The sequence below is a fragment of the Cellulomonas soli genome (genome assembly GCF_052036975.1).
Classification (GTDB): Bacteria; Actinomycetota; Actinomycetes; order Actinomycetales; family Cellulomonadaceae; genus Cellulomonas; species Cellulomonas soli_A.
In genome coordinates this window covers 75,027-96,514 of sequence record NZ_JBQIAR010000016.1, presented here as the reverse complement: position 1 = coordinate 96,514, position 21,488 = coordinate 75,027, and the positions used below count along the sequence as shown (strand labels likewise).

The following is a 21,488-nucleotide window of genomic DNA, read 5'->3' as shown; positions in this document are numbered from 1 at the left end:
TCATCGGGGGATGACCCGTGCGCTGATCGTCGTCGACGTCCAGAACGACTTCTGCGAGGGCGGTGCCCTGGCTGTCACCGGGGGTGCCGCGGTGGCCGGTGCGATCACCGGGTACCTGCGCGAGCACGCCGACCGGTACGCCGCGGTCGTCGCGACGCGCGACTGGCACCACCCGCTGCCGGACACCAACGACGGGCACTTCGCGGCCGGGGCCGACCCGGACTACGTCTCGACGTGGCCGGAGCACTGCGTGGCCGGCACTCCCGGCGCCGAGCTGCACCCTGAGCTGCAGCTGCCCGACGGGGCGCTCGCGGTGGTCAAGGGGGAGGGTCGGCAGGACTACTCGGGGTTCTCGGGCCGGGTCGTCGGCGCGGCGCAGCCGGACCTGGCGGAGACGTTGCGGGCGGCGGGTGTGACCGACGTGGACGTCGTGGGGCTCGCCACCGACCACTGCGTCACGGCGACCGCGGTGGACGCCCGCGCGGCGGGGTTCGACGTGCGGGTGCTCACCGACCTGACCGCGGCGGTGGCCGCGCCGACGGCCGTCGCAGCGCTGACGCGGCTGGCGCAGGACGGGGTGGAGCTCGCGACGAGCTGACCGCCGGGCGCCTCATACCTGACGCCCAGGTGCGGCCCAGCGCACCTGCAGGTCGGCGCGCCACGATGCCTGGGCCGACCCGCCCCGGTGCCGCAGCGATGCGCCCGGCCGTCCCTCTGGAGGGGCACCCCCGCCATGAGCTACTCCACCGCGAAGAAGCACGAGCGTGCCCGCAAGCAACGCCGGGCGCTCGCCCGCGAGCAGGAGAAGCTCGAGCGGCAGCGGCGCGCCGCCAGACGCAAGCGGCGTCGGGTCGTGCTCGGCGTGGGGCTGCCGCTGGCCGCCGTGGCCACGGCGGCGGGTGTCGTGCTCACCGTCCGTTCGCGGGCCGAGGCAGCCGAGGCGGCCGAGCGGGCGGCGATCCGGGCCGCCGCGGTCGGCCCGCAGAACATGCTCAGCGACGGCATCGTCCTGGCCGGTGACGGCACCACCATGGCCGCGGTGCCCACGGCAGCGATCGACGCGGACGCCGCCCCCGTGGCGACCACCGTCGACCGGACCAGCGGAGTCCTCGACATCGTGATGTACGCCGACTACCGCTCGGCGGACGCGGCCACGTTCTGGACCGCGGTCTCCACCGACCTCGAGTCCTGGGTCACGGGAGGCCAGGCGACCCTGGAGCTGCACCCCCTGGCACTCGACGGCGACGACTACGCGCTGCGCGCTGCCGGCGCGATGGGCTGCGTCGCGGACACCACACCTGACAGTGCGTTCGTGGCGCACGCCGCGCTGCTCGCCGCGCAGCCGGACCTCGACGAGGACGGGCTCGACACGGCCGGTCTCGAGACGCTCCTGTCGGGTGTGGGTGTCGACACGAGCCTGGTGAGCGACTGCCTCGAGCAGGGCGACTTCGCCGACTGGGCGAGCGAGGCGACCGCCCGCGCGGCGGCCTCCGTGCCGTACGACCAGGTCGGGCAGGTGACGACCTCGCCGGTGGTGCTCGTCGCAGGCGTGCCGTACACCGGCGACCTGGCCGACGCGGACGCGTTCGCGGCGTTCGTCAGCCAGGTGTACTCCGACCTGTCCACCGGCGGCTGATCAGCGGCCGTCCTGCGGTTCCGCCGTTCGAGTGGTCCGTTATGTCCGATCTTGTGCGCAGGCGCGCTCGGCCGGACGATGGGCAGATCGCGTGCCGCCACCGGGTACGTGGTGATCCGCCCACGGCCCGAGGAGAACCGCCATGCGCGACACCGACGACCCTCGCCCGCCCGCGACGGAACCCGCCACCGATGCCGCCGCAGCACCCGGCCGGGTGACGGGCGGGCACGACGTGGCCGCCGATCGCGAGCGCATGCGCCGCCGACGTGTCTACCGGGCCGCCGCCGTGGTGCTGCTGCTCGAGGCGTACGCCATCGGTGCCGCCCTCACGGGTCGGCCGCTGCTGCCCGTGCCCACGATCGACCCGATGCTCGCCGTCCCCATCCTGTTCTTCGCGGCGTTGCTGGCCATCCTCATCGGCACGCAGATCGGCACCGCCCGCTCACCGCACCTGACCTACCGGCCCGAGCAGATGGACGTGAGCCTGGACGACGTCATCGGCATCGAGCCCGTCAAGGAGGACGTGCGCCGCTCGATCGACCTGTTCCAGACCCACCGGCAGTTCGCCGACCTGATGGGCGGCACCCCGCGGCGCGGCCTGCTGTTCGAGGGGCCTCCCGGCACCGGCAAGACGATGACCGCCAAGGCGATGGCCGCCGAGGCGGGTGTGCCGTTCCTGTTCGTGTCGGCCACCTCGTTCCAGTCGATGTACTACGGCGCGACGGCCAAGAAGATCCGCGCGTACTTCAAGGCGCTGCGCAAGGCCGCGTGGGCCGAGGGTGGGGCCATCGGCTTCATCGAGGAGATCGACGCGATCGCGATCCGTCGCGGAGGGGTGGCCGCGGCCGTGACGGGGCCGAGCGTGGCGGGGTTCGGGCTGGGCTCGTCGTGCTCGTGGTCGTCGGGTGCGGCGGCAGGTGCGGTGCTCGGGGCGGTGCCCGGAGCTACGCCCGGGGTCGTGACCAACCAGGTGATCAGCGAGGGCACCGGGGGTGTTGTCAACGAGCTGCTCGTGCAGATGCAGTCGTTCGACGAGCCGACCGGGTTCGACCGGCTCTACAACCGTGTGGTCGCCCGGATCAACCTGCTGCTGTCCGCCGACCGGCAGCTCCGCCTGCGTCGCCCCGGCCGTGCACCGATCCTGCTGATCGCGGCGACCAACCGTGCCGACTCGCTGGACCCGGCGCTGCTGCGGCCGGGCCGGTTCGACCGTCACCTGACGTTCTCCGCCCCGGACGCCCAGGGTCGGCGGGCGCTCGTCGACCACTTCCTGACGCGGCGGGCCCACGAGGCCGACCTGGACGAGCCGCACACGCGCGACCGCATCGCCGCCGCAACCAACGGCTGGACCCCGGTGATGGTCGAGCACCTGCTGGACGAGGCGCTGGTCAACGCGTTGCGCCGCGGGTCGCAGGCCATGTCGTACGCGGACGTCGAGCACGCCCGCATCACCGAGATGGTCGGCATCGGGCAACCGGTCACGTACACGCGCGCCGAGCAGGAGCTCATCGCGACGCACGAGGCCGGGCACGCCACCGTCGCCTGGCTCGTCGCGCCGAACCGCACGCTGGAGGTGCTGACGATCATCCGGCGCGGTTCCGCCCTGGGCATGCTCGCCCACGGGGACTGCGAGGAGGTCTACACGCACACCCGCTACGACCTGGGTGCGCTGGTGCAGATCGCGATGGGCGGTTGGGTAGCCGAGGAGCTGTTCTTCGGGCAGACCACCACCGGCCCGGCCAGCGACCTGGCGGCCGCCACCCGCACCGCCGCGCAGATGGTCGGAGCCACCGGGATGACGGGTTCGCTCATCTCGTTCGCCGCGACCGGGCACGAGCTGGTGTCGGCGGTCCTGTCCGACCGGGTCGCCAGGGACCAGCTCGAGCAGGTGCTCGACGACGCGCGCAGCACCGTGCGGCGCCTGCTCTCCCGCAACAAGCACCTCGTCGAGGCGCTGCGCGACGCCCTGCTCGAGCGGCACGAGCTGCTCGGTGAGCAGATCACCGACGTGCTGGAGCAGGCGCGCGACGCCCACGACGCGCGCGCCGAGCAGCCGCCCGTGCCGAGGCTGCAGCCCGTCTGACGGACCCCTCACGTACCCTCGGCGCGTGCCCGAGGGTCATACCGTCCACCGCATCGCCCGTCAGCTGACGCTCGACCTGGCTGGTCGCGCGCTCGCGGTCAGCTCGCCGCAGGGCCGGTTCGCCGCAGGGGCGCGGCGGCTCGACGGGCAGATGATGGTCGGGGCGGACGCGGTCGGCAAGCAGCTGTTCGTGACGTTCGCGTCGGGTGACGTGCTGCGCGTGCACCTGGGCCTGTACGGCGCGTGGGACCTGTACGGGAGGGTCACGCCGGTCACCGCCGGGCAGGGCGCTGTCGGCAGCATGGGTGCGCCGCGGCTGCGTCGGGCCGTGCGGATCGGCGAGCAGGAGCGCGCCCTGCCCGGTGCCGACGACGGTCCGGGCGGCGCGTTCCCACCGCCTCCCGTCGGTCAGGTGCGGGTGCGGCTCGCGACGGACGAGACCGTGGCCGACCTGCGCGGACCCTCCGCGTGCGAGGTCCTGGACCCCGATCAGGCTGCTGCGGCCGCGGCCCGGCTCGGCCCCGACCCGGCCACGGTCGACGACCTGCCCGCCGCCCGGGCCACCGTGGTCGACCGCATCACGTCGCGCGTGGTGCCGGTCGGCCAGCTGCTCATGGACCAGTCCGTCGTGGCCGGGATCGGCAACATCTACCGCGCCGAGCTGCTGTTCCGCGCGCGACTCGACCCGTGGACGCCCGGCCGTCAGGTGCCCACGGAGGTCGTCGGCGCGCTGTGGGACGACTGGGCGGTGCTGCTCGCCGACGGCATCCGCACCGGCGTGATGCTCACCCGTGAGGACCTCGACGAGGACGGCCGCAGCCGGGCGCTCGCCGACCCGACGGAACGGCACTGGGTGTACGGACGCCCTGGGCTGCCCTGCCGGGTGTGCGCGACCCCGGTGCTCGTCGAGCCGATGGCGGCCCGCAAGCTGTACCGCTGCCCGTCCTGCCAGCGCTGAGCGCGCGCCGTCAGTCCGTTGCCGTGACGGGGTCGGCGGCGGCCAGCAGTGCACGCTGACCGGCCTCCCAGCCGCTGAGCTCGTCGATCACGAAGCAGAACTCGTTGTCCTCCGGGTCGGCGAGCACCACGTAGCCGTCGCCCTGATCATCGAGCGTCGGCCCGCTCAGCACCCGTGCCCCGAGCGCCACGGCCTGCGCGACAGCAGCCCGGGCATCGGGCACCTGCACGTCGAGGTGCAGCCGGTTCTTCGGCGACGACTTGGGCTCGGGCACGCGCTGGAACGCGAGCATCAGAGGCCCGGCGTCGACGGTCGCCCACGACTCGTCGCGCGCGGCCCACCGGGTGCCCATCACCGCCGCCCAGAACGCGGCGAGCGCGGCCGGCTCGGCACAGTCGACGACGACTTCCTGGATGCGGATCGGCATGTCAGGACCATAGGCGCCCCCACCGACACCCGGGCGGGGTGCCGGCTCACGGCCTACGCGTCGAGCCCGAGCAGGGCCCGCCAGGCCCGATGGTGCTCGACGGTGACGCCCTGGTATCCGGTGAGCCCGCCGAACGCGTCCGCGACCAGCGCGGTCTCCTGCTCGAGCACCGCCGGTCCCTCGTCGACGAACGTGTACTGCGCGCCGCCGGCTACCTCGGCGGTGTCCGTCTCGACCCCGACGGTGAACGGCCGCCCCGCCATGCTCGCGGCGACGACTGCCGGCCCGGCCAGGGCGATGATGCCGTCGGGCCCGTCCGCGTGGTCGATGAACGCGACGACACCCACCCGGTCGCACCGCGCGAGCACGGCGTCGAGCAGCGTCGCCCCCGTGCCCGTCGGGTCAGGCTGGTACGCGAGCCACCACGGCGCGTCGACCCCGAGCCCGACGCCGGAGGGCAGCGAGGCACGCACGGTCTCCAGCACGCCCAACCAGCGCAGCGTGACGCCCGTGCGGTCCTGCTCCCATGCGGTGGTCGTCCACGGCTCCACGTCCAGCTGCACGGCGTCCGGTGCAGCGCCGGCGACGTGCGCGGACGCGAGCGCGGTGGTCGCCCAGGTGACCGCGAGCGACGGCTGGTCGATCCACGGCGGGTCACCCCCGAGCACGCTCACCGCGACCCCGGCCTGCTGCAGCGCCAGGCACGCCGCCCCGAACCACGTGCCCACCGGGCCCTCGTCGGCGGCCCACGGCGCCCCGAGGAACACGCGGTCGAGGCCGCGGTCCAGGCAGAACGCGGCCAGCGCGTCGGGCTCGGCGGGGGCGTAGGAGCGCCCGCGCGCGTCGAGCGCCGGGTCGACAGGGTTGTGCCACGCCCACATGGACGTCAGCGCCGACGTGCCGGTCATCGCATCCCCCTCGGCCCCCGTGAGCGCCGGGCCACCGGCGCACGCCGCCGACGTTACCGGCGTGTCGTGCTGCCGGCCCGCCGCCGTGCGACCCGGTCGCCGCCGCGTGCGAGGGTGGGGCCATGGATCTGCGCATCTTCACCGAGCCCCAGCAGGGCGCGACGTACGACGAGCTGCTCACGGTGGCGAAGGCCACCGAGGACCTCGGCTTCGACGGCTTCTTCCGCTCCGACCACTACCTGGCGATGGGCTCGGGCGACGGCCTGCCCGGCCCCACCGACGCCTGGACCACGCTGGCCGGCCTGGCCCGCGAGACCAGCCGCATCCGCCTGGGCACGCTCGTGTCGTCGGCGACGTTCCGGCACCCGGGCGTGCTGGCCATCCAGGTCGCGCAGGTCGACCAGATGTCCGGCGGGCGCGTCGAGCTGGGCCTGGGTGCCGGCTGGTTCGAGCAGGAGCACACCGCGTACGGCATCCCGTTCCCGCCCAAGCGGTTCGACCTGCTCACCGAGCAGCTCGAGGTCGTCACCGGGCTGTGGGGCACGCCCGTGGGTGGCCGGTTCGACCACGCAGGCGAGCGGTACACGCTCACGGACTCCCCGGCGCTGCCCAAGCCCGTGCAGACCTCCGCGCTGGACGCGTCGAAGGCCGGTGTGCCGGTGATCGTCGGCGGCCTGGGTCCGAAGCGCACGCCGGCGCTCGCGGCCCGGTTCGCCGCCGAGTTCAACCTGGCCTTCCCGCCCCTGGCCGATGTCGCCGACCACGTGGCCCGCGCACACGCGGCGTGCGAGGCGATCGGCCGTGACCCGCGCTCGCTGATCATGTCGGCGGCGCTGGTGCTGTGCGTCGGCCGCACGGACGCCGAGGTGGACCGTCGGGCCGCCGCGATCGGCCGCGACCCGCTCGAGCTGCGCGAGGTCGGCCTGGCGGGCACCCCGTCGGCGCTCGTCGACCGGATCGGCATGCTGGCCGAGCAGGGCCTGCAGCGCGTGTACCTGCAGGTGCTCGACCTGCACGACCTCGACCACCTCGAGCTCGTGGCGAGCGAGGTCGCCTCACAGCTGGGCTGAGGCCTCCACGAGGTGGTGCGTCGCGGGGCGGCGCACCACCTCACGGACCAGCTCGCGGGCGCTGTGCACCAGCAGCACCACGAGCGCGACGTTGCGGGCCACGAGCACGAGCGTCACAGAGGGTGTCCCGCCCAGGATCCAGTCGTACCCCCACGGGAAGACGCCCTGCGTGGCCGCCGCGATCCCCAGCACCAGGGCCGCGGTGCGCCGCCAGCCCGGCAGCCCGAGCGCGAGCGCGACGGCCACGGGTGGTCCGAGCCAGCCGATGTACTGCGGCGACCCGACCTTGTTGAGCACGATGAGGGCCGTGGCGATCAGCATCGCCCCGCGCACCACGAACGCCAGGCGCAGCTCGTCGTCGGCCCAGAACGCCGCACCGGCCCGCCGCCGGACCCACCACAGCAGCGCCGCGCACGCCACGAGCCCGAGGGCGAACAGCGCACCCAGCACGTCGGCCATGCCCTGCGCGCCGGGCCCGTGCAGCTCGAACGTGACGATCTGCGCGTTGTAGGCGCGCTCCACCTGCGGTGTCCACAGCGCGGCGATCAGCCACGGCGTGCCACCCACGGACTCCAGCTGCAGGCCGCGCCCGTCCTGCTCGCCCAGGAACGACAGCAGGTGCGAGCCGCCCCCGCCGACGAGCACCGAGCCGACGACCACGGTCGAGACGACCGCGGCGGGCAGCACCACGTCGCGCCACGGCCGCCGGGCGGCCAGCACCACCGGCAGCAGCAGCGGCCCGGGTGCCACCTTGATCCACGCGCCGGCGGTCAGCAGCGCCGAGGACGTGCGGGTCGAACGCAGCGCGAGCACGAGCGCGACGACCACGAGCGGGGCGACGACCGCGTCGAGCCGACCGATGGCGACCGGTCCGAGCAGCACGGTCACGCCGAGCCAGCACCAGGCCCCGCCGCTCGGGTGGGGCCCCCGACCTGGTCGGGGTGCGTGCAGCAGGACCGCCAAGGCGACCGCGTCGAGCACGGTCACCATGACCGACCAGGCGATCGCGTACCCGGACCCCTCGGTCGTGCCGCCGACGGCGGCGGCGAGCATCGGCACGGTCGCCCCGGCCGGGTACACCCAGTCGCCGGCGAGCGCCGGCCACTGGCCCTGCTCGAGGCCCTGCCACATCCAGTACCGGTAGAGCGTCAGGTCCCAGAACGCCTTGTCGGGGATCGCCACGACGCCGAGCCACACGATCCAGGCGTGCACGGCCACGAACGCCGTCCACACCGTGGACGGCCGGCCGACGAAGCGGTGCAGGAGGACCTCCGGGTGGGATGCGGGGGGTGCTTTCGTCGCTACCCTGCGGTCGGAACGAACCGTACCGCCGATCGGACGGCGGGCGGCCACGTCGCTCAGGCGGCACTCGTCGAGGAGGAACTGGTGAGCAGCATCGGATGGCGCGTGCACGGCGACGGGCGCAGGGTCACGCCCGGCGAGGTCGTCTCGCCCGACGAGCGGCTGACGTGGCCGCGGACCGTCGGGATCGGCCTGCAGCACATCGTCGCGATGTTCGGGGCCACGTTCCTGGTGCCCCTCATCACCGGGTTCTCGCCGCAGACCACGCTGTTCTTCTCGGCCATCGGCACCGTCGGGTTCCTGCTCATCACGGGCAACCGGCTGCCCAGCTACCTGGGTTCCAGCTTCGCGTTCCTGGCCCCGATCGGGGCGGCCACCGCCTCCGGCGGGCAGTCCGTCGCGGTCGGCGGCATCCTCGTGACGGGCATCGCGCTGGCCCTGGTCGGTCTGCTGGTGCACGTGGTGGGCGGTCGGTGGATCGACGTCGTCATGCCCCCGGTCGTCACGGGCACGATCGTCGCGCTCATCGGCTTCAACCTGGCCCCGGCGGCGTGGACCAACGTGCAGGCCGCACCGGTCACGGCGACCGTCACGCTGGCGTCGATCATCCTCATCTCGGTGCTGTTCCGCGGCATGCTCGGGCGCCTGGCGATCCTGCTCGGTGTGCTGGTCGGCTACGCCGTGGCGCTGGTGCGCGGCGAGGTCGTGTTCGACAAGGTCGAGGCAGCGTCCTGGTTCGGCCTGCCGGACTTCGTGACCCCGACGTTCGACGTGACGGTGCTCGGCCTGTTCCTGCCCGTGGTGTTCGTGCTGATCGCCGAGAACGTCGGCCACGTGAAGTCCGTGGCGGCGATGACCGGCAAGAACTACGACGACCTGACCGGCCGGGCCCTGCTGGCCGACGGCCTCGCCACCACGCTGGCCGGTCTCGGCGGCGGTTCCGGGACGACCACCTACGCGGAGAACATCGGCGTCATGGCCGCGACCCGCGTGTACTCGACGGCCGCGTACTGGGTGGCCGCCGGTGGGGCGTTCGTGCTGGCGCTCTCGCCGAAGTTCGGCGAGCTCATCGCCACCGTGCCGGTCGGTGTGCTCGGCGGTGCCGGCACCATGCTCTACGGGATGATCGGCATCCTCGGCGCGCGCATCTGGGTGCAGAACAAGGTGGACTTCTCCGACCCGGTGAACCTGACCACGGCCGCCGTCGCGCTGGTCATCGGTGTCGCCAACTTCACGCTGCAGGCCGGTGACCTGCAGTTCGCGGGCATCGCGCTGGGCACCGGCGCCGCGATCGGCATCTACCACCTGATGCGCGTGATCACCCGCTGGCGCGGCACCGGCCACGAGCCGGCGAGCCCGGCGTCCGTGCCGGGCGGCGACGAGCTGGTGCACTGAGCCTCCCGCACCTCCACGGTGTTGCAGGGGTGGGGTCGGCTGCGGTCGGCACCACCCCTGCGCCGTCGGACCGTCGGACCGTCGTGCCGCCCGGTTGTCCGGGGCGTGCGGGCTCAGCCCTCGGCGGCAGGCGTCTCGACCGGGGTCTCCGCCGTCGTGGGTGCGGTGGTCGCCTCGGCCAGCAGCTCCTCGACCGGCTTGCAGCCCTCGGGCCCGGTCAGTGCGACCGCCGGGTCCAACGTGACCGCCTCGACCGCCACGAGGCCCTGGAACGTGGAGCCGACGGTCACGTCGACGGCCGCGTCGTCACGGGCGACGAACGTCAGGATCGGGTCGGTGAACTGCGCCGCCAACGTGTACGCGGCTGCGATGCCGTTCACGCCGAACGACAGGCGCACGGTGCCGTCCAGCTGGGTGGTGGCGTTCCCCGTGCCGGCGATCACGAAGCCCCGGGTGGCCAGTTCTTCCGCCGTCTGACCGGCCACGCCCGCGGCACCCGAGCCGTTGAGCACCGTGACGGTGATCTGGTCGTAGCCGACGGGCAGTGCGCCCGCAGGCGGGCACACGACCTGGTCGGCCGTGGTGGCGGTCGGTGACGGCGAGCTGAACCCCCGGTCGAACGCGCCCAGGTCGATCGTGTCGGTGTAGACCGCGGCGGCGCCGACCCCGGCGACGGCAAGCCCGGCCAGCAGCACACCGAACACCACGGCCTGCCGCTCGTGCATGTGACGGCGGCGCAGCTGGCGCCCCCGGTTGCTGTCGCTCACTCGATCACCAGGACCCTCGCGTGCAGGATCGGCCGCTGCTGCAGTGCCGCGCGCACGGCACGGTGCAGGCCGTCCTCCAGGTACATGACGCCCTTGTACTGCACCACGTGCGCGAAGAGGTCGCCGTAGAAGGTCGAGTCCTCCGCCAGCAAGGCGTCGAGGTCCAGCGTGCGCTTGGTGGTCACGAGCTCGTCGAGCCGCACCTGGCGCGGCGGGACCTCGGCCCACTGCTTCACCGTCACGAGCCCGTGGTCCGGGTAGGGCCTGCCCTCGCCCACCGCCTTGAAGATCACGGGGCGAGTCTAGGTGCAGCGCCGGGCGGCTGGCCCCGCAGGCACGCGGAGCGGATGTGAGCGACCTGTGCATGTCCCGGACGCACGAGAGCCCCGGTCCACGGGGGACCGGGGCTCTCGTTCAGACGCGTGCGTCAGGCCTGTTCAGGCCGAACGACAGGTCAGAGAGGCGTGATGTTGGACGCCTGCGGGCCCTTGGGGCCCTGCGTGACGTCGAACTGCACACGCTGGTTCTCCTCGAGCGAGCGGTAGCCGCTCGTCGCGATGGCCGAGTAGTGGGCGAAGACGTCGGGCCCGCCGTCCTCGGGGGCGATGAAGCCGAAGCCCTTCTCGGCGTTGAACCACTTCACGATGCCAGTAGGCATGGGTACTCCTTCTACGGAAAACGGGACGACCCCGATGTGGCCGGGACCGGTGAATCACGGTGGTCGTCGTCCGTTCCGGAGGAACGTGGGTGCCCGGTCTGGCCGAGCGTGACAAGCGAAACACAATGACTACGCGAGCCAGCGTACGCGACGGAGGCGCTCAGGGCCATGGCAAACGGGCGAAGAAACCCCTCGGGGTGTCGCGGAGGGGGGTCTCACCCCTGGTGAGGGGCCCCCTCGGGGTCGCCCGACGGGTCCGAGGACCGCCGGGAACCGGTCGCACCCTCCGCACGGTCGCGGATGCCGCGCAGCATCCGCTGACTCATCACGAAGCTCACCAGCGACACGGGCTCGACCACCAACGCCGACCAGCCCGAGCGGTACGCGTACCGCTCGCGGACCACCAGACGGGTGGTCCGGTCGGGGGCGGCCTGCAGCACGAACGCCCAGGTGAAGTCGTACGGCGCCCCCGGGCCGCCACCCTGCGGGGAGCGCAGCACCAGGGCGTGCCCCGGGTCGGCCACGGCCACCTGCAGCGGTGCGCCCGGGGCCAGCAGGACCTGGTCGCCGACCGTCAGGTCCTGCCACGCCGGCTCGATCCGGTCCGCGCTGTGGATGCCCAGGCCGAGGAGGTTCTCCAGCGCGTCGTAGCTGTAGAAGCCCCCGCGGTCCTGCCCGAGCTGCACGAGCCACGGCCACACGTCCTCGGGCGGTGCCAGGATCGTCACGGCGCGCGTGGACCGGTGGTCGACCGCGGGCAGCAGGTCGTCGCCGGGCAGGGCCGCGTCCAGCTCGGCCTCGCGGGTGCCCCACTGCAGCGACCAGGTGCGCAGCACGGGCAAGGACGCCAGGACGGCCGCACCGGCGAGGAACGCCCGGGTGCGGGTGGACGGGTGGCGCGGCGTCATGCCCTCAGCCGAACAGGCGTCACCGCCGACCCGACAGTGACCAATGTCCCGAGGTGTCGCTCGGGTCGGCCGGGCGTTCGCAGGCCTCGCGCCGCGCGGTGTACCGGTCGTACAACGTGACGACCAGGGCGACCAGGTAGCCGAAGAACAGCACGTCGCCGACGGACACGGTGCCCCGCCGGCCCGTCGCGAACGCCGCGAACACCAGGATGGCGACCACGGAGATCGCCGTGTTCGCGCCGACCTGCACGCCGAGCGGCAGGCGTCCCACGCGCGGTGCGTGCCCGCGTGCCCGCCACACCGACACCCCGGCGTGCGCGACCACCGTCGCGCCCACCACCAGGGCGACCGTGGTCGGCGAGCTGTCGATCCGCGGGTACGACTCCACCATGATCATGGTGACCAGCGCGGCCAGGGCGACCTTCTCCAGCAGGTGGCCGACGCCGCGCGGTGCCACCGCCACCGGGCCGCGCGGCACGAAGCCCGTGAGGGTCGAGACGCGGTCGGCGTCGAGCGTCAACGGCCAGTCCTGGGCGGGCAGGCGGCGCCGCAGCCACCGCCAGCCGAACCACAGCGCCACGACCAGCACGAGCAGCAGCACGACGACCCACGGACGGTACGCGAACCCTTCCGACCACGTGTCGGTCGGGTCGACGCCGAGCACGACGCGCTTGAACTCGTCGGTGAAGTCCAGCTGGGCGACGTGGATCCACCACTCCTGCGGCAGCTTGACGACGACCCAGATGAGCGCGGCGGTCCACACCAGCGCCCTCCGGGACAGCCGGCCCGCGTCCCAGCGGGTGCGGACCACCTCGATCGCGATGACGAAGTACTCGAAGGTGTTGGGGAACACCATGAGCAGCCACCGCTCGCCGGTCAGCTCGAACGCGAGCACGCCGACCAGCCGGTAGTACCAGAGGCCCGCCGCGAGCCGCAGCGAGAACGTCGACCGCCAGTTCCGGATGACCGCCAGGTAGGCGATCGTCAGGTAGTAGATGTCCAGCGCCTTGTCGTACGACTGGTAGTTGTCCAACGGCAGGTCCGTGAACGTGGCGAACACGGTCTGGTCGACGCCGTCGATCACCAGCGCCGCGATCAGCGCAGGCAGCGGGAACCGCGGGATGAACAGCGGGACCACCAGGCGCAGCCCGAGGACCAGCACGAACACGGCCAGGTCGAGCTGCGAGGCGTCCCCCATGGCGCGCACTCTAGGGCCGGTGCGCGCGCAGCGCGTGCGGAGGCAGCCGGGTCGGGCCACCATCTGTGCAGCACGTCGACGGCGACGGGCACCCACGGAGAGGCAGGGCCGGTGGAGCGCATCACGCACTGGATCGGTGGGTGCGCCGACGACGGCGGGTCCGCAGCCGTCGAGCCGCCGGACGGCGCCGGCCCTGCACGGACGATCCCGGTGGTCGACCCGGCGACGGGGCGGCAGCGGGCCGAGCTGGCCATGGGTGACGCACAGACCGTCGACCGCGCCGTGCAGGCCGCGACGCAGGCCCAGCGCGCGTGGGGTCGCAGCTCGCTGGTCACACGGACCGCGGTCATGTTCCGGCTGCGCCAGCTGCTGATCGACGAGACCGAGACGCTGGCACGGGTCATCTCGGCCGAGCACGGCAAGACCGTCGAGGACGCCGTGGGCGAGATCCGGCGCGGCCGCGAGACCGTCGACTTCGTGTGCGGCATCGCGGCCGCCAGCAAGGGCGAGTTCACCGCCGAGGCGTCCACCGGGGTGGACGTGCACCAGTTCCGCCAGCCGCTCGGCGTGGTCGCAGGCATCACACCGTTCAACTTCCCGGCGATGGTGCCGCTGTGGATGCACCCGGTGGCCATCGCCACCGGCAACGCGTTCGTGCTCAAACCTTCCGAGCGGGACCCCTCGGCGTCGATGGTCGTCGCCGACCTCTACCGGCGTGCCGGGCTGCCCGACGGCGTGTTCTCGGTGGTGCACGGCGACAAGGAGGTCGTCGAGGCGATCCTCGACCACCCGGGGATCGCCGCGGTCTCGTTCGTCGGGTCGACGCCCGTCGCGCGGTCCGTGCAGCAGCGCGGTGTCGCCGCCGGCAAACGCGTGCAGGCGCTCGGCGGGGCGAACAACCACGCCGTGGTGCTGCCCGACGCCGACATCGCGTTCGCGGCCGCGCAGATCGCCTCGGGGGCCTTCGGCTCGGCAGGGGAGCGGTGCATGGCCGTCCCGGTGGCCGTCGCCGTGGGCACGGCCGCGGACCCGCTGGTCGAGGAGCTGGCGCGGTTGGCCTCGGCGGTCGTGGTCGGGCCCGGGGACCGGCCCGGTGTCGAGATGGGCCCGCTGATCACCCGGGCGTCGCGGGACCGGGTCGTCGAGCTGGTCTCGCAGGCCGTCGACGGCGGTGCGCACACCGTGGTCGACGGGCGCGGGCTCGTCGTCGAGGGGTACGAGGACGGGTTCTTCGTCGGCCCGACCGTGCTCGACCGCGTCACCCCGCCGATGCGCGTGTACCGCGAGGAGGTGTTCGGGCCGGTGCTGGCCGTGGTGCGGGTCGAGACGTTCGAGGACGCCCTGGACCTGGTGAACGCCTCCCCGTTCGGCAACGGCGCCGCGGTGTTCACCGCGTCGGGCGAGCACGCCCGCCGGTTCACCCACGAGGTGCAGGCAGGCATGGTCGGGGTCAACGTGCCGATACCCGTGCCCGTCGCGTACTCCTCGTTCGGCGGGTGGAAGCAGTCGCTGTTCGGCGACCACCACGCGCACGGGCCCGAGGGGGTGCGGTTCTGGACCCGGCAGAAGGTCGTCACGACCCGCTGGCCGCAGCAGCACGGCGCGGGGGGCGACGGGGTGGGCGCCACCTCGCCGGTGGTGGCCGACCTGACCTTCCCGCACGGGCCGGCCTGACCGCCCGCCCGGTCACTCGTCCTCAGTCCGCGGTCCGCACCTGGTCGCGGCCCGCTGCCTTGGCGCCGTACAACGCCCGGTCGGCCGCCGCCATGGTCGCCGGACCGTCGCGGGTGCCGTCGTGCGCGGCGATGCCCGCCGAGAAGGTCACCGCCGGGTCCCGGGCCAGCCACGCCATGCGCAACGTGTCGACGGCGTCGAGCGCCTCCTCGGGCGAGGTCTGCGCGAGCACCAGCGCGAACTCCTCTCCGCCGTACCGGGCTGCGTAGTCGTCGGTCAGCAGCACCCGGCTGACCGTCGAGCCGAACAGGGCGATCATCTCGTCGCCGGCGGCGTGCCCGAACGCGTCGTTGAGGTCCTTGAACCGGTCGAAGTCGCAGATGACGACGCAGTCGCCGGGCGCCAGGCGGGACAGTCGCGCCTCGAGGCCGCGCCGGTTGCCCAACCCGGTCAGCGGGTCGATCCGGCTCAGGGCGGCCAGCCGGGCGCGCGAGACGCGCTGGTGCGCACGGAGCGTCGCCAGGGCCACACCGCTGAACGACCAGGCGATGCCGTGCACGAGCAGGCGGTACACCTCGGTGACGGACAGGTCCCGGAACCCGCTGCTCTCGGCCCACCAGGCCAACGGCAGCAGGGCCAGCGACGCCCATCGCTGGTGGAACAACCCGGTGTAGGCGAAGGTCAACGGGATCAGGCCCGACCACAGACCCTCGTCGTGACCGATGGCCGCACCGGCGGCACCGAGCGCGACCAGGGCGCCGGCCGGGTACAGCATCGTGCTCCACCGCTCCCATGCCCGCCCCGAGAGGTGCACGAGCAGGGCGGTGACCACGAGCGCTGCGGAGATCCACCACGCGCTGAAGTCCGGGGGAGGCTCGGGCGCGTCCGGCGGGTGCTGCCGGGCGAACGGCAGGCTGGTGAGGACGACCACCCCGACGAACGCGCACAGCAGGCGTCCGGCTGCGATCGCCGGCCCGCGGGCGTGCACCCACCGCGGGGTGTGCCGCAGCAGTGGCGCGACGAGGAGGTCGTCCGCCCACGCCGAGCCCGCGTCCGGCTCCGTCGGCGTCGCCCGCACCCTGGGCGCCGGGTCGCCCGCACGGGCGCCGGTGCCGGGGGCGGCGTGGCCGGAGGAAGGGGTCACCCAGTCCTCATCGGCGGGCGACGACCACCTCTGAGGGCTCGGGCTTCTGCGGGTCGGGCGGCGAGCCCCCGTGCGGCGTAGCGTCGGTGCCGGCGGCTGGTCGGCGACCGCCCGCACCGACGACGCAGGAGGGGACGATGGGGAACCACCGGCAGTGGAAGGACCTCGGCGCAGGCCGCAAGGTCGGGATCGTGGTGATGTCGGCCGCGCAGGTCGCGCTCGCCGGGGCGGCCTTCCGGGACCTCGCGCGGCGCCCCGCCGACGAGATCGACGGACCGAAGCTCGCGTGGGGGCTCGCGCTGCTCGTCAACTGGGTGGGGCCTATCGCGTACTTCCTGAAGGGGCGTCGACCGGCCGCGTGACGGCCGGCGCGTCGGGCGGCAGGAGCCTGCCGCGGACCGCCAGCACGATCGTCTGCACCACCAGCGCCAGCAGCAGCGCCGTGGACGCGGCCACGAGCGCGACGGCGAGCACCTGCAGCCCGGTCGTGCTCGTCGCGTGGTCGAGCCGCAGCGCGGTGTTCGCCATCGCCGCCAGCCCGAACGAGAACGCCCACAAGCCGGGGCTGAACCCGCCCTGGAAGAACCACGGGACGAGCCGGGCGAGCAGCACCAGCTGCAGCAGGCCGTACCCGAACAGCACCAGCGCGAACGCGTCGAACCGACCGCCGTTCACCGACAGGTACGCATAGCAGGCGACGAACGGCGGAGCCAGCTGCACGCCGATCACGGCCCGCGCCTTCGGGGGCATCTCCGGGCCCGTGCGCAGCCGGTGCGTCACGAGCGGCTCGAGCGTCAACCACGAGATCAGACCGGCACCGAAGAACATGTACCCGAGCTCGGGGTGCCCCGCCGGGCCGAGGGCGATCGCGCAGATGAAGTTCGCGGCGACCGTCGGCAGGTAGAAGCCAGGGGTGGTCGCGTCGAGCGGCTGCGTGCCCCGCCACAGCGGCGCGCACCGCACCGCGGAGAACGTCAGCTGCCCGAGGATCCCGCCGACGAGCAGCACCCCGGACACCACGGGCACGTACGGGCGCACACCCGCCGAGACCAGCACCGCCCCGGCGGGCAGCAGGCTGATGAACGCGAACTGCCCGGCGTCGCGCCACTCGGCGAGCACGCGCTCGCGGGCGGTGAGGAACCGGTAGGCGTAGATGAGCGCCAGCACGAGCCACACCGCGCAGCCGGCCAGCACCCCGACCTCGCCCACCCAGTGGGGCACCAGGCCGATGGTCCCGGCGTACCGCCAGGCCGAGCCGAGGCCGAACACCCCGAGCACCATGCCGAAGAACCCCACGGGCACCCGCTGCAGCGTCCTCATCAGTCCCGGTCCTCCGTCGTCCCGACGCCGCGCCGACGTCGTCGGGACGACCGTAGCGGGGGTGGCCCGGTGCACGCGGCCGCCGGCCGGCCCGGCCCGCACCGGGCCGGAGTAGTCTCGAGGAAGCCCGGCTCCGCGACCTCCCGCACGAGGTGGTGGCCCGGATCCAGCACCGGAGGGCACCATGCCCGTCCAACCCACCCCGCCGTCACGCCGTGCAGCGGGCGGTGCACGAGATCCCAGGACGGCCTCCATGGCCCCCGCCGTCGCGATGCCGCTCATGTCGTCCGCCTCGTTGCGCACGGGGGAACGCCTCGACAGCAGACGGTCGGCGGGCGCCTGGTTCGGGATCCTGCTCGCCGCCGGGCTGGTCATCGCACTGGTGGTTGCCCTGGTCGTGCTCGTGCTGCAGAACCCCGAGCCGGTCGATGTCACGTTCCTGGCGTGGACCGGTTCCGTCCCGCTGTCCCTCCTTTTCCTCGGTGTGGCCGTGGGAGTGGGTATCGTCGCGTCTGTCATCGGGTCCCTCCGGACCGCGCAGCTACGCCGCCGTCTGGCGGAGGAGCGCACGATCACGATGCCCGGGCGCCTCCCGCGCCGATGAACCGCCCCACCGGGGCCGGCAAGGAAGTGGGACGACGATGACGGCGACCGATCCGACCTCACCGCAGGTCAGCGCCACACGCACCGCGCCACGGCGCGAGCAGTACGTCAGCGACTTCACGGCCCTGACGCAGCGCGTGCAGCAGGCCGGGTACATGCGTCGCGCCTACGGGTACTACTGGACGAAGCTGATCGGTCTGACCGCTGCGGGCCTGGCCCTGGCCGTCGCGTTCGTGCTGATCGGCGACACGTGGTGGCAGCTGGTCACCGCGGCCGTGCTCGCCGTGCTCATGACCCAGATCGCGTTCCTCGGCCACGATGCCGCCCACCGGCAGATCTTCGTCTCCGGCGGCTGGAACGAGTGGGTCTCGCTCGTCGTGGTCAACCTGTACGCCGGCATGGGCCTGGGCTGGTGGCAGCACAAGCACACCAAGCACCACGCCGCCCCCAACATGATCGGCACCGACCCCGACATCGACCCGGGGATCGTCGCGTTCACCCCGGAGGCCGTCGAGGCGCGCCGCACCCCGGTGACCCGGTGGCTGACCGCGCGGCAGGGCTGGTTCTTCTACCCCCTGCTGCTGCTCGAAGGCCTCAACCTGCACGTGCAGGGCCTGCGGCGGGTGCTGGGCCGCCGTCCGGTCAAGCGGCGCGGCGTGGAGCTGACGTTCATCCTCGTCCGGCTCGTCAGCTACGTCGTGCTCGTGTTCCTGGTGCTGCCCCCTGGCAAGGCCGTCGCGTTCATCGGCGTGCAGCTGGCGGTCTTCGGGCTGACCATGGGGCTGGCCTTCGCGCCCAACCACATCGGGATGCCCGTGGTGCCGCGAGGCATCAAGGTCGACTTCCTGCGCCGCCAGGTGCTCATGAGCCGCAACATCTCCGGCGGTCGCTGGGTCGACACGCTCATGGGTGGCCTGAACTTCCAGGTCGAGCACCACCTGTTCCCCTCGATGGCGCGCCCGCACCTGCGCCGGGTGGCCCCGCTGGTCCGGGCGCACTGCGAGGAGATCGGCGTGCGGTACACCTCGACGACCCTCGCTCAGGCCTACCGGGCCGTGACCAGCCACATCAACCAGGTCGGCCGCGGGGGCACCGACGTGTGGGCCTGCCCGGTCACCGCGCAGCTGCGCGTCTGAGGCCCCCAGAACCGGACTCACCCTCCGCACGTCTTCATCGCGGGCCGGCCCTCAGGCATCCTGACGGGCGTGCTCGACCACTTCGACCAGGTGCTCGCGCGGGCGCGCGCCGGGTCGGGTGACGCGTTCACGTTGATCTACCAGGACCTCGCACGCCCCGTCGCGGCGTACCTGCGCGCCAAGGGCGTGCCCGAGGTCGAGGACGTCACCAGCGACGTGTTCCTCGCCGTGTTCACCGGTCTGGGTCGGTTCACCGGCGACCAGGCGCAGTTCCGCTCGTGGGTGTTCACGATCGCGCACCGCCGCGTGGTCGACGGCTGGCGACGAGGCGGGCGGACCCCGACGCAGGTGCCCTACGAGGCGGCGGACGACACCCGCACCACGGTCAGCGCCGAGACCGACGCGCTCGCCGGCCTGGGCACGCAGCGCGCGCTCGCGCTGCTGGCCACGCTCACCGAGGAGCAGCGGGAGGTCCTGGTGCTGCGCATCGTCGCGGACCTCACGGTGGACGAGGTGGCGGAGGTCGTGGGCCGGCGCGCAGGGGCGGTCAAGGCCCTGCAACGTCGGGGGCTGGCCAGCCTGCGACGACAGCTCGAGTCGGAGGGCGTACCCCTGTGAGCCCTCTCGACGATGACCTGGACGTGCAGGCACGGATGGACGAGCGCCTTCTTGCGGGTCGCCCGAGCGGCGAGGACCCGGCCCTCGTCGACCTCGTCGCAGCCCTGCGCGCGTCCGTCGACCCCGCGACCAGCCCTCTGCCACGCCCGAACCCGGCGTTGCAGGCCGTCCTGCGCGACGGGCTGACCGCGGCGGCCGCGCCGGTGCCCGTACCGTCACGGGCGGAGCGGGTCGCGGTCCTGCGGCGGCGGGTCGTGCGCTGGGTGCTCGGCCTGGGGCTGACCGCCAAGCTCGCGCTGGGAGCCGGGGTGGCCTTCGCCGCCGTCGGTGGTGCCGCCGCGGTGGACGCCGTGCCCGACGTGGTCCAGGTACCCGCCTCGACCGTGGTCTCCGGTGTGCTGGACCTGCTCGGGCTCGACCCCGGTGCGGCGCCCGCCCCTGCTCCGTCGACCGGTGCACCTGGCGGGTCTCCGACGGAACCCGGTGACCAGGGTGGTCAGGCGGTGGAGCCCGACCCGGGTGCCACCACCGCACCGTCCGACGGCGGCGCGACCGGCGGTACCGGCACCGAGCGGGCGCCCGGCTCGCAGCGGTCGCAGAGCGGCGAGCAGCACTCGTCGTCCGCGGGGTCGGCAGCTCCCGCCGACCCCGCGAACCCGGCCGGTCCGGCCACCCGAGCCGTCCCCGCGACGCCCGGAGAGGGGTCGCAGGCGACGCCGGCGACCCCTGCCGTCCCCGCGGACCCCGCCCGGGGATCGGGGACGGGGAACCAGGGCGACGAGGCCGCAGCGCCCGGGCAGCCGACCGCTGAGCCCGGCGCACCGGGGCGCTCCGCGGCCGCCGCCCAGAAGTAGTCCGCAACTCGTCCACCCCCGGCCGTACCCCTGGGCGGGGGCCCGGCGATGACCACACCGGGTGCGGCGCTCGGGCAGCACCCGTGGGGCGTCTCCGGCCCCGACGAGGAGGTGTTCCATGAGCGTGACCGCACTGACGACCGTCCTGGCCAAGTTCGCCGGCCTGCACGTCGCCGCCAAGGCCGGCGTGGGTCTGGCCGTCGCCGCCGGTGCCGTCGGCGCGGCCGCCGGCACACCTGTGGTGATCGAGGAGCTGACCGGCCCGCAGGACGTCCAGGTCGCCCCGGCTGCGACCGTCTCGCCGAGCAGCGAGTCGACTGCCGAGGCCACGGCGGAGGCCTCCGCGGCGCCGACCGACACAGCGACCGAGCCGACGGGCGCGCCCACCGTCGCGCCGTCGGGCGACCCCACCACGTCGTGGCAGGACGCCGAGACCTTCGGCGCGTGGGTCTCCCAGGACGCCCGCGACGGCGGTGTGGACGGCCAGGAGATCTCCGCGGCCGCCCGCGAGCGCGCGGCCCTGCGGCACTCCGGCGGCGAGCAGACGGCCGCACCCGTGCCGACGGCCGAGCCGACCTCGGAGGCGGACGTGCCCGCCGAGGACGCCCCCGAGGTCGAGCCCCCGGTCGAGGCACCTGACGCGGGTGCCGCCGAGGTCGTGTCCCGGGGCAACGGTGCGGCCGCCCCGGGCCGCGACAAGTAGACGTGCTGCCTCCCTTCAGGTAGCTCGACGGGCGGCCCTGCTGCTCTTGAGGCCCGTGGTCCGGTGCCGACCGGACCGCGGGCCTTCTTCGTCCCAGCAGGCCGGTCCGCGTCGGGTGCGTCCGCG

At 73.7% G+C, this 21,488-nt stretch carries 23 protein-coding genes; 13 read left to right on the top strand and 10 right to left on the bottom strand.

Annotated features, from left to right (window positions below):
• Window positions 1–10: 10 nt before the first annotated feature.
• The 4 genes from ACTHAM_RS15495 to ACTHAM_RS15480 all read left to right on the top strand — a co-directional run bounded on the left by ACTHAM_RS15495 (window position 11) and on the right by ACTHAM_RS15480 (window position 4,677).
• Window positions 11–598: an isochorismatase family protein gene (locus tag ACTHAM_RS15495; protein ID WP_440689058.1), complete on the top strand. Its 588-nt coding sequence runs from the start codon at window positions 11–13 to the stop codon at window positions 596–598.
• Window positions 599–733: 135 nt separating this feature from the next.
• Entirely contained in the window at window positions 734–1,636 is a 903-nt protein-coding gene (locus tag ACTHAM_RS15490; RefSeq protein WP_440689056.1) for a DsbA family protein, read from the top strand.
• Window positions 1,637–1,778: 142 nt separating this feature from the next.
• A complete protein-coding gene (locus ACTHAM_RS15485; RefSeq protein WP_440689054.1) occupies window positions 1,779–3,719 on the top strand; it encodes an AAA family ATPase in 1,941 nt (646 codons plus the stop codon).
• A gap of 25 nt (window positions 3,720–3,744) precedes the next feature.
• Complete coding sequence (locus ACTHAM_RS15480) at window positions 3,745–4,677, top strand: Fpg/Nei family DNA glycosylase (protein ID WP_440689052.1); 933 nt, start codon at window positions 3,745–3,747, stop codon at window positions 4,675–4,677.
• Window positions 4,678–4,687: 10 nt separating this feature from the next.
• Here the strand turns inward: ACTHAM_RS15480 and ACTHAM_RS15475 are convergent, their stop codons facing one another.
• Both ACTHAM_RS15475 and ACTHAM_RS15470 read right to left on the bottom strand, forming a co-directional pair.
• Window positions 4,688–5,104, bottom strand: coding sequence for a VOC family protein (locus tag ACTHAM_RS15475; protein ID WP_440689050.1), 417 nt, complete (start codon window positions 5,102–5,104; stop codon window positions 4,688–4,690).
• 53 nt (window positions 5,105–5,157) lie between these two features.
• Window positions 5,158–6,012 (bottom strand): hypothetical protein, encoded by an 855-nt coding sequence (locus tag ACTHAM_RS15470; RefSeq protein ID WP_440689048.1) that lies wholly within the window; start codon window positions 6,010–6,012, stop codon window positions 5,158–5,160.
• A 122-nt stretch (window positions 6,013–6,134) separates the two neighbouring features.
• Here ACTHAM_RS15470 and ACTHAM_RS15465 point away from each other — a divergent pair, with 122 nt between their 5' ends.
• Window positions 6,135–7,082: an LLM class F420-dependent oxidoreductase gene (locus ACTHAM_RS15465; RefSeq protein WP_440689046.1), complete on the top strand. Its 948-nt coding sequence runs from the start codon at window positions 6,135–6,137 to the stop codon at window positions 7,080–7,082.
• On the opposite strand, the gene ACTHAM_RS15460 is transcribed toward ACTHAM_RS15465, so the two are convergent.
• Complete coding sequence (locus ACTHAM_RS15460; RefSeq protein WP_440689044.1) at window positions 7,068–8,300, bottom strand: glycosyltransferase 87 family protein; 1,233 nt, start codon at window positions 8,298–8,300, stop codon at window positions 7,068–7,070. The genes ACTHAM_RS15465 and ACTHAM_RS15460 overlap by 15 nt on opposite strands.
• 168 nt (window positions 8,301–8,468) lie before the next feature.
• Between ACTHAM_RS15460 and ACTHAM_RS15455 the strand changes: the two genes are divergently transcribed.
• Window positions 8,469–9,779: a uracil-xanthine permease family protein gene (locus tag ACTHAM_RS15455; protein ID WP_440689042.1), complete on the top strand. Its 1,311-nt coding sequence runs from the start codon at window positions 8,469–8,471 to the stop codon at window positions 9,777–9,779.
• 113 nt (window positions 9,780–9,892) lie between these two features.
• Here the strand turns inward: ACTHAM_RS15455 and ACTHAM_RS15450 are convergent, their stop codons facing one another.
• From ACTHAM_RS15450 to ACTHAM_RS15430, 5 genes are all read right to left on the bottom strand, one after another.
• The gene (locus ACTHAM_RS15450) at window positions 9,893–10,546 is read right to left on the bottom strand and encodes a LytR C-terminal domain-containing protein (RefSeq protein WP_440689040.1); all 654 of its coding nucleotides are present in this window, start codon (window positions 10,544–10,546) and stop codon (window positions 9,893–9,895) included.
• The gene (locus ACTHAM_RS15445) at window positions 10,543–10,839 is read right to left on the bottom strand and encodes a type II toxin-antitoxin system VapB family antitoxin (RefSeq protein ID WP_440689038.1); all 297 of its coding nucleotides are present in this window, start codon (window positions 10,837–10,839) and stop codon (window positions 10,543–10,545) included. The genes ACTHAM_RS15450 and ACTHAM_RS15445 overlap by 4 nt, the downstream gene beginning before the upstream one ends.
• Before the next feature lie 161 nt (window positions 10,840–11,000).
• Entirely contained in the window at window positions 11,001–11,204 is a 204-nt protein-coding gene (locus ACTHAM_RS15440; protein WP_146953184.1) for a cold-shock protein, read from the bottom strand.
• 215 nt (window positions 11,205–11,419) lie between these two features.
• Window positions 11,420–12,112 (bottom strand): SRPBCC family protein, encoded by a 693-nt coding sequence (locus ACTHAM_RS15435; protein ID WP_440689035.1) that lies wholly within the window; start codon window positions 12,110–12,112, stop codon window positions 11,420–11,422.
• Window positions 12,113–12,131: 19 nt separating this feature from the next.
• The gene (locus tag ACTHAM_RS15430) at window positions 12,132–13,310 is read right to left on the bottom strand and encodes a hypothetical protein (protein ID WP_440689033.1); all 1,179 of its coding nucleotides are present in this window, start codon (window positions 13,308–13,310) and stop codon (window positions 12,132–12,134) included.
• A 111-nt stretch (window positions 13,311–13,421) separates the two neighbouring features.
• Between ACTHAM_RS15430 and ACTHAM_RS15425 the strand changes: the two genes are divergently transcribed.
• On the top strand, window positions 13,422–14,984 hold the full coding sequence (locus ACTHAM_RS15425; RefSeq protein WP_440689031.1) for a CoA-acylating methylmalonate-semialdehyde dehydrogenase: 1,563 nt from the start codon (window positions 13,422–13,424) through the stop codon (window positions 14,982–14,984).
• A 22-nt stretch (window positions 14,985–15,006) separates the two neighbouring features.
• On the opposite strand, the gene ACTHAM_RS15420 is transcribed toward ACTHAM_RS15425, so the two are convergent.
• Entirely contained in the window at window positions 15,007–16,128 is a 1,122-nt protein-coding gene (locus ACTHAM_RS15420) for a GGDEF domain-containing protein (protein WP_440689029.1), read from the bottom strand.
• A gap of 137 nt (window positions 16,129–16,265) precedes the next feature.
• On the opposite strand from ACTHAM_RS15420, the gene ACTHAM_RS15415 reads away from it, so the two are divergent.
• Window positions 16,266–16,490, top strand: coding sequence for a PLDc N-terminal domain-containing protein (locus ACTHAM_RS15415; protein ID WP_440689027.1), 225 nt, complete (start codon window positions 16,266–16,268; stop codon window positions 16,488–16,490).
• Here the strand turns inward: ACTHAM_RS15415 and tehA are convergent.
• Window positions 16,450–17,448: a dicarboxylate transporter/tellurite-resistance protein TehA gene (gene tehA / locus ACTHAM_RS15410; protein ID WP_440689024.1), complete on the bottom strand. Its 999-nt coding sequence runs from the start codon at window positions 17,446–17,448 to the stop codon at window positions 16,450–16,452. The genes ACTHAM_RS15415 and tehA overlap by 41 nt on opposite strands.
• A 253-nt stretch (window positions 17,449–17,701) precedes the next feature.
• Here tehA and ACTHAM_RS15405 point away from each other — a divergent pair, with 253 nt between their 5' ends.
• From ACTHAM_RS15405 to ACTHAM_RS15385, 5 genes are all read left to right on the top strand, one after another.
• A complete protein-coding gene (locus ACTHAM_RS15405; RefSeq protein ID WP_440689022.1) occupies window positions 17,702–18,052 on the top strand; it encodes a lipopolysaccharide assembly protein LapA domain-containing protein in 351 nt (116 codons plus the stop codon).
• A gap of 37 nt (window positions 18,053–18,089) precedes the next feature.
• On the top strand, window positions 18,090–19,187 hold the full coding sequence (locus ACTHAM_RS15400; RefSeq protein WP_440689020.1) for a fatty acid desaturase family protein: 1,098 nt from the start codon (window positions 18,090–18,092) through the stop codon (window positions 19,185–19,187).
• Window positions 19,188–19,256: 69 nt separating this feature from the next.
• Window positions 19,257–19,805 (top strand): RNA polymerase sigma factor, encoded by a 549-nt coding sequence (locus ACTHAM_RS15395; protein ID WP_440689018.1) that lies wholly within the window; start codon window positions 19,257–19,259, stop codon window positions 19,803–19,805.
• Window positions 19,802–20,659, top strand: a complete 858-nt coding sequence (locus ACTHAM_RS15390; protein WP_440689016.1) for a hypothetical protein — start codon at window positions 19,802–19,804, stop codon at window positions 20,657–20,659. The genes ACTHAM_RS15395 and ACTHAM_RS15390 overlap by 4 nt, the downstream gene beginning before the upstream one ends.
• 118 nt (window positions 20,660–20,777) lie before the next feature.
• Window positions 20,778–21,362, top strand: coding sequence for a hypothetical protein (locus ACTHAM_RS15385; RefSeq protein WP_440689014.1), 585 nt, complete (start codon window positions 20,778–20,780; stop codon window positions 21,360–21,362).
• Window positions 21,363–21,488: the final 126 nt, after the last annotated feature.

Excerpts from the sequence above, each read along its gene's own strand:
- ACTHAM_RS15495 (WP_440689058.1), top strand. The coding sequence starts at position 11 with ATGACCCGTGCGCTGATCGTCGTCGACGTCCAGAACGACTTCTGCGAG.
- ACTHAM_RS15490 (WP_440689056.1), top strand. The coding sequence starts at position 734 with ATGAGCTACTCCACCGCGAAGAAGCACGAGCGTGCCCGCAAGCAACGC.
- ACTHAM_RS15485 (WP_440689054.1), top strand. The coding sequence starts at position 1,779 with ATGCGCGACACCGACGACCCTCGCCCGCCCGCGACGGAACCCGCCACC.
- ACTHAM_RS15475 (WP_440689050.1), bottom strand. The coding sequence starts at position 5,104 with ATGCCGATCCGCATCCAGGAAGTCGTCGTCGACTGTGCCGAGCCGGCC.
- ACTHAM_RS15470 (WP_440689048.1), bottom strand. The coding sequence starts at position 6,012 with ATGACCGGCACGTCGGCGCTGACGTCCATGTGGGCGTGGCACAACCCT.
- ACTHAM_RS15465 (WP_440689046.1), top strand. The coding sequence starts at position 6,135 with ATGGATCTGCGCATCTTCACCGAGCCCCAGCAGGGCGCGACGTACGAC.
- ACTHAM_RS15440 (WP_146953184.1), bottom strand. The coding sequence starts at position 11,204 with ATGCCTACTGGCATCGTGAAGTGGTTCAACGCCGAGAAGGGCTTCGGC.
- ACTHAM_RS15435 (WP_440689035.1), bottom strand. The coding sequence starts at position 12,112 with ATGACGCCGCGCCACCCGTCCACCCGCACCCGGGCGTTCCTCGCCGGT.
- ACTHAM_RS15430 (WP_440689033.1), bottom strand. The coding sequence starts at position 13,310 with ATGGGGGACGCCTCGCAGCTCGACCTGGCCGTGTTCGTGCTGGTCCTC.
- ACTHAM_RS15415 (WP_440689027.1), top strand. The coding sequence starts at position 16,266 with ATGGGGAACCACCGGCAGTGGAAGGACCTCGGCGCAGGCCGCAAGGTC.
- tehA (WP_440689024.1), bottom strand. The coding sequence starts at position 17,448 with ATGAGGACGCTGCAGCGGGTGCCCGTGGGGTTCTTCGGCATGGTGCTC.
- ACTHAM_RS15405 (WP_440689022.1), top strand. The coding sequence starts at position 17,702 with ATGGCCCCCGCCGTCGCGATGCCGCTCATGTCGTCCGCCTCGTTGCGC.
- ACTHAM_RS15400 (WP_440689020.1), top strand. The coding sequence starts at position 18,090 with ATGACGGCGACCGATCCGACCTCACCGCAGGTCAGCGCCACACGCACC.
- ACTHAM_RS15385 (WP_440689014.1), top strand. The coding sequence starts at position 20,778 with ATGAGCGTGACCGCACTGACGACCGTCCTGGCCAAGTTCGCCGGCCTG.